General features: G+C 62.6%; 9 protein-coding genes. 5 read left to right on the forward strand and 4 right to left on the reverse strand.

The annotated features are described in order from the left end of the window. Positions 1-74: 74 nt before the first annotated feature. The gene (locus JHW44_RS02360) at positions 75-1682 is read right to left on the reverse strand and encodes an acyl-CoA dehydrogenase family protein (protein WP_089343741.1); all 1608 of its coding nucleotides are present in this window, start codon (positions 1680-1682) and stop codon (positions 75-77) included. 252 nt (positions 1683-1934) lie between these two features. On the opposite strand from JHW44_RS02360, the gene dapE reads away from it, so the two are divergent. The 3 genes from dapE to rnr are packed head-to-tail and all read left to right on the forward strand — an operon-like array spanning position 1935 to position 5776. Further along, positions 1935-3074, forward strand: coding sequence for a succinyl-diaminopimelate desuccinylase (dapE, locus tag JHW44_RS02365; RefSeq protein ID WP_419182513.1), 1140 nt, complete (start codon positions 1935-1937; stop codon positions 3072-3074). Next, complete coding sequence (locus JHW44_RS02370; RefSeq protein WP_089343739.1) at positions 3071-3487, forward strand: GNAT family N-acetyltransferase; 417 nt, start codon at positions 3071-3073, stop codon at positions 3485-3487. The genes dapE and JHW44_RS02370 overlap by 4 nt, the downstream gene beginning before the upstream one ends. A gap of 45 nt (positions 3488-3532) precedes the next feature. Next, a complete protein-coding gene (gene rnr, locus JHW44_RS02375) occupies positions 3533-5776 on the forward strand; it encodes a ribonuclease R (protein ID WP_089343738.1) in 2244 nt (747 codons plus the stop codon). Between the two features lie 57 nt (positions 5777-5833). On the opposite strand, the gene JHW44_RS02380 is transcribed toward rnr, so the two are convergent. From JHW44_RS02380 to JHW44_RS02390, 3 genes are all read right to left on the reverse strand, one after another. After that, on the reverse strand, positions 5834-7147 hold the full coding sequence (locus tag JHW44_RS02380; RefSeq protein WP_089343737.1) for a short-chain fatty acid transporter: 1314 nt from the start codon (positions 7145-7147) through the stop codon (positions 5834-5836). 125 nt (positions 7148-7272) lie between these two features. Further along, positions 7273-8535: an HlyD family type I secretion periplasmic adaptor subunit gene (locus JHW44_RS02385; RefSeq protein ID WP_245846995.1), complete on the reverse strand. Its 1263-nt coding sequence runs from the start codon at positions 8533-8535 to the stop codon at positions 7273-7275. A 242-nt stretch (positions 8536-8777) separates the two neighbouring features. Then, positions 8778-10529 (reverse strand): type I secretion system permease/ATPase, encoded by a 1752-nt coding sequence (locus tag JHW44_RS02390; protein ID WP_089343735.1) that lies wholly within the window; start codon positions 10527-10529, stop codon positions 8778-8780. Positions 10530-10763: 234 nt separating this feature from the next. On the opposite strand from JHW44_RS02390, the gene JHW44_RS02395 reads away from it, so the two are divergent. Continuing rightward, positions 10764-11489, forward strand: a complete 726-nt coding sequence (locus JHW44_RS02395) for an MlaA family lipoprotein (RefSeq protein WP_272850293.1) — start codon at positions 10764-10766, stop codon at positions 11487-11489. A gap of 10 nt (positions 11490-11499) precedes the next feature. Further along, positions 11500-12072, forward strand: a complete 573-nt coding sequence (locus tag JHW44_RS02400; RefSeq protein WP_245846955.1) for an MlaC/ttg2D family ABC transporter substrate-binding protein — start codon at positions 11500-11502, stop codon at positions 12070-12072. The last annotated feature ends 18 nt before the right edge of the window (positions 12073-12090 follow it).

Below are 12090 nucleotides of genomic sequence, written 5' to 3' on the forward strand. Positions count from 1 at the left end.
TCTCCTTCAAACAGGTAATTCACATCATAGTGAACCCGCTTTTGCAGGGATAGTCTATCCCCCGGATGGACGGATCAGCCCAGCAGGCGTCGCGCAATGACCTGTGCCTGGATTTCGGCCGCACCTTCGAAAATGTTCAGGATGCGGGCATCGCACAGGACCCGGCTGATCTGGTATTCCAGCGCAAAGCCATTGCCGCCATGGATCTGCAATGCATTGTCGGCGCAGGCCCATGCGACCCTTGCGCCCAGCAGCTTGGCCATGCCGGCCTCCAGGTCACAGCGATGGCCGTGATCCTTTTCCCATGCGCTGAAATAGGTCAGCTGGCGTGCGATCATGATTTCCACGGCCATCATTGCCAGCTTGTCGGCCACGCGCGGGAATTCGACCAGAGGCTTGCCGAACTGCTTGCGGTCCAGAGCATATTGCAGCCCCAGTTCCAGCGCGTTCTGGGCCACGCCAATGGCGCGGGCCGCAGTCTGGATGCGGGCGGATTCAAAGGTCTGCATCAGTTGCTTGAAGCCCTGGCCGGTCACGCCACCCAGAAGGTTCTCGCCCTTGACCTCGAATCCATCGAAGCCAAGTTCGTATTCCTTCATGCCGCGATAGCCCAGAACCTCGATCTCGCCGCCGGTCATTCCCGGTGTGGGGAAGGGATCCTCCATGGTGCCCGGCGTCTTTTCAGCGATGAACATCGACAGGCCACGATAATCCGTCGTGTCGGGGTCGGTTCGTGCCAGAAGTGTCATGACATGGGTGCGCGCCGCATGAGTGATCCAGGTCTTGTTGCCCGTGATCTTCCAGTTGTCGCCATCCCTGACCGCGCGGGTGCGCAGGCTGCCAAGATCGCTGCCCGTATTGGGTTCGGTAAAGACGGCCGTGGGCAGGATTTCTCCGCTGGCGAGTTTCGGCAGCCAATGTGCCTTTTGATCCTCGGTGCCGCCGCCGATGATCAGTTCGGCGGCGATCTCGCTGCGGGTGCCCAGACTGCCGACACCGATATAGCCGCGCGACAATTCCTCGCTGACAACCACCATCGCCGCCTTGGACATGCCCAGACCGCCCTGTTCCTCGGGGATGGTCAGGCCAAAGACGCCCAATTCGGCAAGTTCATCAATGATCTCGATGGGGATCAGCTCGTCCTTGAGATGCCAGTCATGAGCATGGGGCACGACCTTGTCGTCGGCCCAACGGCGGAACTGGTCGCGGATCATTTCCAGATCTTCGTCCAGACCCGATTTTCCGAAGGTCGCGCTGCCCTGCGATCCGACGATCATCCCGGCCAGCTTCGCGCGGGTGTCGGGGTTGTTCCCCGCCATCAGTGCCCGGGCGGCCTCGGAGGGTTGCCATTCGACCTCCAGATCGGACGGGCGCGCGAATTCATTCTGGCTCATCATGATGCCGCCGGAAATCTGCGTCAGATATTCGCCAAAACCGATGCGCAGGATCAGGGATTCCATCTCGCCGCTGACCCTTTCGGACCAGCGCGACAGCTGCTTGAGCGCTTCGACATAGGTGGCAAGCCAGGACAGTGCGTGCACCGCATGCTGATGTGTTTCCATCAGGGCGGCATCAGGTTTCCCCTGCGGGGCAACCTTCTTGCGCAGGTTCTCGATCGCGCGGGCTTGCAGCGCCTCAATTTCCGACAGAACGGCCTGACCCAAATGCTGCATGTCTTTCATCGATTCGTCCTTTCGCGGCGTTGCAGCATTGGTAGCCACTTCGCAACTGCAGCGCAACTATAATGCGCAAAGGCGCGACGTTTCGTTCAATAATGTCGCATGGAATTTGGTGTTCACGGGCCGCGCGGTGCAGGCCCCCGGATGCCGCCCGCCTGCCTTGCAGCCGGGACGGTGCTGGTGCAGGTTCGGCCTTGAAAAGATTGCAGTGCACACCGATGACGGCTGCGCCAACAGAGCAACGATTTTGGACCCATTATGACCGATGCAGCCGACCTGACCGCCCGACTGATCCGATGCCCCTCTGTCACGCCGGAAGAGGGCGGCGCGCTGGCGCTGCTTGAGGGCGTGCTGGCCGATGCAGGCTTCGAAGTGCATCGCGTTGATCGCAATGGCACACCGAATCTGTTCGCGCGATGGGGCGCAAAAGGCGCACGGACCTTTGGCTTCAACGGGCATACGGATGTCGTCCCCGCCGGCGATCCCGCCGCCTGGACCCATCCGCCCTTCAGCGGGCTGGTTGAAGAGGGTGTCATCTGGGGGCGCGGCGCGACCGACATGAAGTCCGGCGTGGCCGCCTTTGCCGCTGCAGCTGTCGATTTCGTCACCGCGACGCCCCCCGATGGTGCGATCATCCTGGCCATCACCGGGGATGAGGAAGGACCGGCGCAGGACGGCACGCGGGCGCTGCTGGACTGGATGGCCGAACATGACGAGCGGATGGATGTCTGCATTGTCGGAGAGCCATCAAACCCCGATTTCATGGGCGAGATGATGAAGATCGGCCGACGTGGCTCTGTAACCTTCCGCATCAAGGCCACCGGGCTGCAGGGGCATGCCGCCTATCCGCATCGCGCCCGCAATCCCCTGCATGCGCTGACCCGTTTTCTGGATGATCTGATCGCCAGCCCGCTGGATGAAGGGACCGAACATTTCGATCCCTCGGGCCTGCAGATCACCAGCATTGATTGCGGCAATCCGGCCTCGAATGTCATTCCTGCCACGGCGACGGCGGTGGTCAATATCCGATTCAATGATCTGCACAGCGGGGCATCGCTGACCGCCGACCTTGAAAAACGCGCGGCCGCGATCGAGGCCGAAACCGGGGTCAGCCTGTCGATCTCGGCGAATATCTCGGGGGAATCCTTCCTGACCAAACCCGGCGCATTCGTCGATCTGGTGCGCGATGTGGTCACCCAGGAGACCGGCCATCAGCCCGAGCTTTCGACCTCGGGCGGGACATCGGATGCGCGCTTCGTCAAGGATCACTGCCCCGTGGTCGAATTCGGTCTGGTCGGGCATTTCATGCATCAGGTCGATGAACGCGTGCCCGTCGCCCAGGTCCAGCAACTGCAATCGATCTATCGCCGCATTCTGGAAAGATTTTTTGCATGAGAATTGAAGAAACCACAGATCTGCAGATTTGCCGTGACCTGCGTCGCCAGGTCTTCATCATCGAACAGAAGGTTCCCGAGGCCGAGGAATGGGACGGGCTGGATGGTGAAGCGATTCACCTGCTTGCATGGCAGGATGACCGGGCCGTTGGCACCGCGCGGATTCTGGAAAAGGGCGATACCGGCAAGATCGGACGGGTCTGTGTGCTGCAGGAGGCCCGCGGAACCGGGGTGGGCGCGGCCCTGATCCGAGCCGCGATGGATGTGTTGCGCGCCCGTCCGGGGATGCGCCGGGCCTTGCTGGGGGCGCAGACCCATGCGATTGGCTTCTATGAAAAGCTGGGTTTTGTCGCGCATGGCCCCATCTATGATGATGCGGGGATTCCGCATCGCGACATGACGCGCGACCTTTGATGTATCCGGCCGGGCGTGACGGCCATCCTTGTTAGGTATGAACCGATGACCCAGATTCCCAGCAAACAGCAGATCATGGAATGGGTCGAGGCGCATCCGGATGCCAATTCCAAGCGCGACATTGCCAAGGCGTTTGGGATCAAGGGTGCGCAGCGGATCGAACTGAAGCGCCTGCTGAAGGAACTGGAGGCCGACGGCCTGCTGGAGCGGCGCCGCCGCCACTATCTGGATGCCGAGAAACTGCCGCCCGTGACGGTGGTGGAATTGCTGGCCCCTGACGGATCGGGCGACCTGTTCGTCAAACCGCTGGAATGGCGGGGCGAGGGGCCGATGCCGCGCATCCTGTACATGCCGCGCGGCACCGACCCTGCACTTGGACGCGGCGAGCGCTTTCTGGCGCGGCTGGCCGAAGTCTCGGGCGAGGATCACCATTATCAGGCCCGGTTGATACGCCGCATTACCGCCTCGACCCAGAAGATCACCGGAATATTCCGCGCCGAAAGCGAAGGCGGGCGGATCATGCCCATCGACAAGGGGCAGGACCGCGAATGGAAAGTGCGTGCCGATGCGACCATGGGTGCCCAGAATGGTGAACTGGTGCAGGCCGAGCAGATCGGCCCGAAGGGGCGGATGGGCCTGCCGGTTGCCCGCATCACTGAAAGACTGGGCGATCCCTCGGCCCCGCGTTCGGTCAGCCTGATTGCCATTCACCAGCATGGCATTCCCGATGAATTTCCCGCCAAGGTCATCGAAGAGGCCGAAGCCCGCGAAGCGGCCACGATGAAAGGCCGCGAGGATCTGCGTGATCTGCCGCTGGTCACGATCGACCCTTCCGATGCACGCGACCACGATGACGCTGTCGCGGCCTTTGTTGAAGAGGATGGCGGCGCGACCATCTGGGTGGCGATTGCCGATGTCGCCTATTACGTGCGCCCCGGCAGTGCTCTGGACCGCGAGGCCTGGACCCGTGGCAATTCCAGCTATTTCCCCGACCGCGTCGTGCCCATGTTGCCCGAGGCCCTGTCGGCGGATTTGTGCTCGCTGCACGAGGCGGTCGACCGCCCGGTCATCGCCGTGCGGATGCGTCTTGGCCCCGATGGTCAGAAGATCAGCCATGATTTTCACCGTGGCATGATGAACAGCCGGGCCAGCCTGTCCTATGAACAGGCGCAGGCCGGGGCAGATGGCGCGCCAGACAATCAGACCGCGCCATTGATGGGTGACGTCATCAAACCGCTCTGGCATGCCTATGACTTGCTGAAATCCGCGCGCGAACGCCGTCAGCCGCTGGATCTGGATCTGCCCGAGCGCCGGATCGAGCTGACCCGTGACGGGCGGGTCAAATCGGTGAACTTCCGTGAACGCTTTGACGCCCACCGGCTGATCGAGGAGTTCATGGTGCTGGCCAATGTCGCCGCGGCCGAGGAACTGGCCCGTCGTCAGCGACCGCTGCTGTTCCGGGTCCATGAAGAGCCAAGCCAGGACAAGATGGAGGCCCTGCGTGAGGTGGCGCAGGCCTCGGGCTTTGCGCTGGCCAAGGGGCAGGTGCTGCATACCAGCCAGTTGAACCGACTGCTGGCCCAGGCCGAGGGCACCGATTTCGACGAACTGATCAACATCTCGACCCTGCGGTCGATGACGCAGGCCTATTATCACCCGGAAAACTTCGGCCATTTCGGGCTGGCGTTGAAATCCTATGCGCATTTCACCTCGCCGATCCGCAGATATTCCGACCTGATCGTGCATCGCGCGCTGATCTCGGCCCATGGCTGGGGCAAGGATGGCCTGTCCGAAGGTGATATCGAGCGGATGGCTGAAACCGCGACTCATATCAGCGAAACCGAACGGCGCAGCATGGCGGCTGAACGGGATACCACCGACCGTTACCTGGCCGCCTATCTGTCAGACCGCGTCGGCAGCGAAATGACCGGACGTATCAGCGGTATTCAGCGCTTTGGCGCTTTCATCAAACTGGATGAGACCGGTGCCGACGGCCTGTTGCCGATCCGCGATATCGGTCGCGAGTATTTCCATTTCGACGCTGATGCCCAGACGCTGGTCGGAGCGGATACCGGCATCCAGATCGGGGTCGGTCAGCGGGTGACCGTGCGGCTGGCCGAGGCGATCCCGGTGACCGGTGGGCTGACGCTGGAACTGCTGGAACTGGAAGGCAGCGCGATGCCGCGAGGCGGCCGCAAGGGCAAGCGCGGCATGTCGCCGCGCCGCCATGCGACCAAGGCGCGTCTGGCCGAGGTCAAGCGCGCGGCTAAGCGGCGTCGCAAGAAATAGGCCAGAAGAAAAGGGGGGCAGTGATCCTGCCCCATTGATCCGTGCCGCGTCGACCGATCAGAGCAGATACAGCAATCCGCCGATCAGCACGCCGGTAACCAGCAACAGGACCACGCAGAAGCCCATGATGTCGCGTGGCTTCAGCCCGGCGATGCCCAGCATCGGCAGCGCCCAGAAGGGTTGCAGCAGGTTCGTCCAGGCATCGCCCCATGCGATCCCCATCACGACGCGCGGAATATCGGCCCCCAGAGCTTCGGCTGCGGGCAGCATGACCGGGGCCTGCACGGCCCATTGACCGCCGCCCGAGGGCACGAAGATATTGACGATGCCGGCGCTGATGAAACTCCAGAACGGCAGGCTGTTGGCGGTCGAGATCGACACGAACCATTCGGACATGCTGGCGGCCAGCCCACTGCCGGTCATGATGGCCATGATTCCTGCATAGAAGGGGAACTGGATGACGATGCCTGCCCCGCCGCGCACTGCCTGATCCAGTGCCGTCAGCAGACTGCGGGCCGTGCCGTGGCAGATGATCCCCAGAAACAGGAACATGAAGTTCACGACATTCAGGTTCAACCCGCCGCCTGCGGCGAAATAGGTTGCCAGCCAGACAAGTCCGGGAACGCCGATCAACCACATCAGGATCGGGCTGTTTTCAAGCCATTCCGCCGGAGTTGCATGTTCAGGCCGCGCCTTTGGGGCGGTGGCTTCGTTGAGCAGGCTCGGATCCACCAGCACCTGTTCTGATTCCAGCGGCAGCATCATGCGGTTGGCAATGGGCAGAACGATAACGATCAGCGCGACAATGATCAGGTTCCAGTAGGAAAAGATGGTCTCGGATGTCGGAATGACCCCGATCTGATCGGCCGTGAAATGCCCCTCTGTCGCAATGGTCAACGGGATGGAACCCGACAATCCGCCGTGCCAGATGACAAAGCCCGAATAGGCCGCGGCTACCAGCAAGCGATAGTCGACGCGAATCTTGCGGGCCAGTTCCTTGGCGAAGATGGCGCCGACGACAAGGCCAAAGCCCCAGTTCAGCCAGCTTGCGGCCAGGGACACCACGCTGACCAGGATGATCGCCGATCCCCGCGTCGTGGCAAAACCGGCCACCCATTCCAGAAGGCGGCGCACAGGTGGCGAACTGGCCAGAATGAAGCCCGTGACCAGAACCAGCAGCATCTGCATGGAAAACTGCAGAAGCGACCAGAAGCCGTCACCCCACATGCCGATCAGCGCCGCGGGCGTGACATCCTGGGATGAAACCGCCGCGACAGCGGCAACCAGTGTCAGGATGATGACGAAAATGAATGCATCCGGCAGCCAGCGCTCCATTAGCCGCGTGGCAGGCCGGGACAATGCTCTGAGCATGGCGCTCCCTCCCTCATGTTGCCCGCCGAGGCTGCGACAACTGCGGTCCGGTTGCAAGCTTTGACTGGTTGCCGATTCAGGCTGGGATATCAATCCACTGAACCCCGCCCCGAAGCGGGCAGGGCTCAGTTTTCCCGGAAGGCGCGGTTGAAGTAATCAGCCAGAGGTTTGAGCAGATAGGCCAGCGGGCTGCGTTCACCGGTCTGGATATAGACCTCGACCGGCATCCCCGGAATCAGGATCAGGTCGCCCAGTTTTTCCAGCTGGTCGGGCGGTATCGTGACCTCGGCGCGGTAATAGGGGGTTCCGGTGGCCTCATCGGTCAGGGCATCTGCCGAGACCCGTGCCAGAGCGCCGTCGATCTCGGGCGTGGTACGCGATGAGAACGAGGAAAAGCGCAGCACCACGGGCTGCCCGATCCTGACCTCATCGACATTGATGGTGGCAAGGCGCGCGCCGATGACCAAAGGTCGATCCTGGGGAACAAGATACATCAGCGGATCCGCCGAACGGATAACCGAACGGGGGGTTGTGACCTGCAGGTCATAGACGATTCCCGAGACCGGAGCGCGAATGTCCAGCCGGTTTGTCTGCTCGATAAGGCTGCGACGGCGTTCGGCCAGTTCCAGCTCGCGATAGCCCAGATCGCGCAGCTCGGTTTCGGCTTGTTCGCGCCGTTGCGATCCCAGTTGCAGTCTCTGGATGTCCAGTTCGATCTGACGTGTTTCGGCGGCGGCCCGGCTGGCCTGCAATTCGCCCAACTGGCCGTCCAGCCGCACCGCTTCGCGTTGCAGCGCCAGAACGCGTGATGCCTGCGCCAACCCGCGTTCAAGCAGGGTTTCCTGATCCTCCAGTTCCTCGCCGATCAGCTCTCGCTGACGATGCAGCGCGTCGATCTGTGCATCGATCCCGTCCACCTGCGAGCTGACCTGTTCGGACTGCTTCTGCAGCTGTTCCAGTGACTGGCGCAATGTGTCGCGTCGCGTCTGAAACAGGCTGAGCTGACCGTCGATCAGGGCCTGCAGATCGGGGTTGTCGGCTGCGGATTTCTGCAGTTCTTCGGGGAACTTCACTTCGGCCGAATCGCTGCGCTCGGCCTCGAGCCTACCGCGCCGGGCGAGTATTTCGAAATACTGACCTTCGACGATGGCCAGTTCCGTCGACAGCAGGGTTCCGTCCAGCCTGATCAGCAGATCGCCGGCCTCGACGGATTCGCCCTCGGTCACGGCGATTTCCTCGACCACGCCACCATCGGGATGCTGAACCACCTGCCGGCGCTGCTCGACCTCGACCTGTCCCTGGGCGATGACCGCGCCGGAGATACGGCTTTGCGAGGCCCATAGTCCGAATCCGCCCAGCAGGACCAACACCGCGACCAGACCCAGCATCACCGAACCGCGCACCGGCCAGCGGTCGGCATCGGGCGGTGTGATGGGCTGGGGTGGCGGGGGCGGCGCAGGCGGGGCAACCCGGGTGCCACGACTCTGGGCGCGTCGCTGCAGGACCGATTGCGCGGCCTTGTCGGGATCGGTCGCGGCATCTGCTGCCTTGCCCGGACTGGCCGGCGTGGGTGACGGGGTGACCGGGTGTTGAGTATCGCGGGGCTGGCCGTCTTTGATGGGGTCCTGGGTCATGCTACGCCTCCGCTGCGGCCGGCCTCTTGCGCTTTCTTGATCTGGGCCGAGTTCTGCACCATTTCCTGCAGAACCTGATCGCGGGGTCCGAATGCGCGGCGCACACCCTGTTCCATGACCAGCAGCAATTCGCATTCGTTGATGGCGGCGGGGCGGTGGGCCATGATGATGACTGCACCGCGCTGCGCCTTCACGCGGCGAATGGCGGCGTTCAGCGCCTCGGAACCCTGGTTGTCCAGATTCGAGTTGGGCTCATCCAGAACCAGCAGGAGCGGGTCTGGATAAAGCGCCCGTGCCAGCCCGATCCGCTGGATCTGTCCGCCGGACAACCTGCCGGATGTCTGGCTGATCAGCGTGTCATAGCCCTTTGGAAGATCCAGAATCATCTGATGCGCGGCGGCCGCCCTTGCGGCGCGCACGACACGCTCGGGGTCGGGGTCAGGGGCGAGGCGGGCAATATTTTCGGCAATCGTGCCGTCAAACAGGGTGACCTGCTGAGGCAGATAGCCAATCAGTGAGCCCAGAACATCCGGATCATATTGATCCAGCGTCGCGCCGCCCAGTCGGATTGACCCGGCTCCGACGGGCCATGCCCCGATCAATGCCCTGGCAAGAGTGGATTTCCCGGCACCAGAAGGTCCGATCACGCCCATGGCCTGACCGGGGGCAACCGAAAAGCTGACGCCGCGCAGGGTGGCGATTCCCTGTCCCGGCGGGGCGACCGACAATTGCCGGACATCCAGACGGGCCTCGGGGCGCGGCAGCGGGGTCTTGGCCGCCGGCGGCGGCTGTCGGGTCAGCAGGCGGGACAAACGTTCCCAGCCGTCCTGCGCTGCCTGCGCCAGCGCCCAGCCGCCGACCAGTTGCTCGACCGGAGCAAGAGCACGGCCCATCATGATCGAACTGGCAATCATCGCACCGGGCGTGACCTCCTGACGTAGAACCAGCAGCGCACCGGTGGCCAGCATCGCGCTTTGAAGAAACAGGCGGAAGCTGCGCGAAAAGACTGTGAAGCTGGCCGAGGTATCGGCACCGCGCACGGCGTTTTCCTGGGCTTCGCCGCGCGCGCGCCTCCAGCGCGCAAAGGTCGCGCTGCGCATGCCCAGGGCTCCGATCACTTCGCCTTCGTCGCGATAGAGATCCGCCATTCGCTGCGCCTGGGCCGAGGCGAGGGCCGAATTCTGCAAGGGGCGTCGCGTCAGCAGGCGGTTGGCGATGGTCGAGACGACTAGAACAAGGCCGCCAGCCGTTGCCACGGCTCCCAGCAATGGGTGGAACATGAAGACGGCAGCAAGGAACAGCGGAGCCCATGGCAGGTCGAACATGGCCAGCAGCACCGGAGAGCCGATAAAGCGCTGGACCGAATCCAGATCCCGCATGCCGCTGGCGGTCGCTGCGGATTCATCGCCGCTGATCGCCCCTTCGCGCAGGGCCGCGGTAAAGACGCGCCCCTCCATCCGGTCCTGAAAGCGTGCCGCGATGCGTTGTGTCACCCGGTTGCGCGCCAGATCGACCACGCCCATCATCAGGAACAGGAAGACCACCAGGACGAACAGGGCGGTCAGGGTTTCCACCGACCGCGATCCCAGTACCCGGTCATAGACCTGCAGCATGAACAGCGGTCCGGTCAGCATCAGCAGGTTCACGATTGCCGAAAACAGCCCGACGGCGATGAACAGATGCAGGCCCGCCGCACGGGCCCGCCGCAATTCCTTGTCGCCATCATTTGGAAGAGGCGCCTTGTTCATGACAGTGCTGCTTTCATTCTGAATCCCGTTCCTGCGCTATGCGGCCACTGGGCTTGCCGCATCATCTTCGGACCATTATTCCCATGTTACGTGCCAACTGTCAGCACTTGCGAGGCTCATCTTCGAAATACTCCGAAAAGGTTAGGAATTTCCTTGCGCCATATTTCTCTGTTTGCGGTACCTGTGTTCCTGTCATGCGCGTTGTGGATGAGTGGCTGCGCGAAACAGCCCCGGATGCAGGATGGAATCCTGATCAACGACCCCTATGAGGCGGAAAACCGGCGGACCCATGACTTCAACAAATCGCTGGCCGCAAGGCTGAGCGGATCGGACAAGCACGCAAATTCGGATGCGGAAACTGCGCCGAAGGGCGGGCAGATGCAGCCAGCGGATCTGGTGATCAACATGGGTGCCAATCTGTCCTTGCCCGGCAAGGTCGTGAACAACCTGCTGCAAGGTCGTCCCGCCCCGGCCGCCAGAAACCTGTCCCGCTTCATCGTGAACACTACCATCGGGATCGCGGGGATGTTCGATCCGGCGGGGCGCAAGCTGGGCCTGAATGAGACAGACACCGATTTCGGGGAAACCCTGGCGGTCTGGGGCGTTCCCGAAGGCGCCTATCTGGAACTGCCCGTGCTGGGGCCATCCACCCAGCGTGACAGCGCGGGCAAGGTGATCGACCTTGTGCTGGATCCTCTGGTCCATATTCTGACGGGACCGCAGATCGCGGCTGAATATGCCTTGCGGATCGGTGCGAAAGTCGGGGATCGGGCACGTTTCAGCGATTCAATGGATAGCGTCCTGCAGCAGAGTGCGGATAGCTATGCCCAGACGCGGCTGATCTATCTGATGCACCGCCGTCACGATGTCGGAGAAAAGGGAGCCGAGTTTGACCCATATGACGACCTCTATGCCGAGCCGGAGCAAGACGCCGGATTCATTGATCCCTATGCGGATTGACCGGCGTCACATGCTGCTCCTGACCGGGGCGGCCGTGGCCCTGGGCGCACGGCCTGCAGCGGCAATGACCGCGGATTCGGCGCGCAGCCTGATTCAGAATGCCGTTGATGACGTCTTTGCGATCATCAATTCGGGCCAGCCTCCGGCGCAGATGTATCAGCATTTCGAAAGGGTCTTTGCCCGCTATGCGGATGTGAACATCATAGCCCGCAGCGTTCTGGGCCCGGCTGCCCGTCAGGTCAGCGCCGCGCAGTTCGCGTCGTATAAGGCCGCCTTTCAGGGGTATATCGGGCGAAAATACGGCAAGCGCTTCCGTGAATTCATTGGCTCGCAGATCAAGGTCGAAGGCGCGCGCCCGTTGAAAAGCTATTACGCCGTGGACGCCGTGGCCTATCTGAACGGGCGCGCGCCGATGGCGATCGAATGGCATGTCTCGGACAAATCGGGACAGGTGCTGTTCTTCAACCTGATCATCGAGGGCGTGAACATGCTGGCCAGCGAGCGCGCGGAAATGGCTGCGATGCTGGCCCGGCGCAAGGGGGATGTCGCAGCCCTGACCGAAGAACTGAAAAGGGCCGGCTAGGCCGGCCCCTGTCATTTC

This window comes from Paracoccus seriniphilus (assembly GCF_028553745.1).
Classification (GTDB): domain Bacteria; phylum Pseudomonadota; class Alphaproteobacteria; order Rhodobacterales; family Rhodobacteraceae; genus Paracoccus; species Paracoccus seriniphilus.

Coding starts and splice junctions, on each gene's coding strand:
- JHW44_RS02380 (WP_089343737.1), bottom strand. CDS start 7,147: ATGCTCAGAGCATTGTCCCGGCCTGCCACGCGGCTAATGGAGCGCTGG.
- JHW44_RS02395 (WP_272850293.1), top strand. CDS start 10,764: ATGCAGGATGGAATCCTGATCAACGACCCCTATGAGGCGGAAAACCGG.
- JHW44_RS02400 (WP_245846955.1), top strand. CDS start 11,500: ATGCTGCTCCTGACCGGGGCGGCCGTGGCCCTGGGCGCACGGCCTGCA.
- JHW44_RS02360 (WP_089343741.1), bottom strand. CDS start 1,682: ATGAAAGACATGCAGCATTTGGGTCAGGCCGTTCTGTCGGAAATTGAG.
- rnr (WP_089343738.1), top strand. CDS start 3,533: ATGACCCAGATTCCCAGCAAACAGCAGATCATGGAATGGGTCGAGGCG.
- JHW44_RS02370 (WP_089343739.1), top strand. CDS start 3,071: ATGAGAATTGAAGAAACCACAGATCTGCAGATTTGCCGTGACCTGCGT.
- JHW44_RS02385 (WP_245846995.1), bottom strand. CDS start 8,535: ATGCTGGGTCTGGTCGCGGTGTTGGTCCTGCTGGGCGGATTCGGACTA.
- JHW44_RS02390 (WP_089343735.1), bottom strand. CDS start 10,529: ATGAACAAGGCGCCTCTTCCAAATGATGGCGACAAGGAATTGCGGCGG.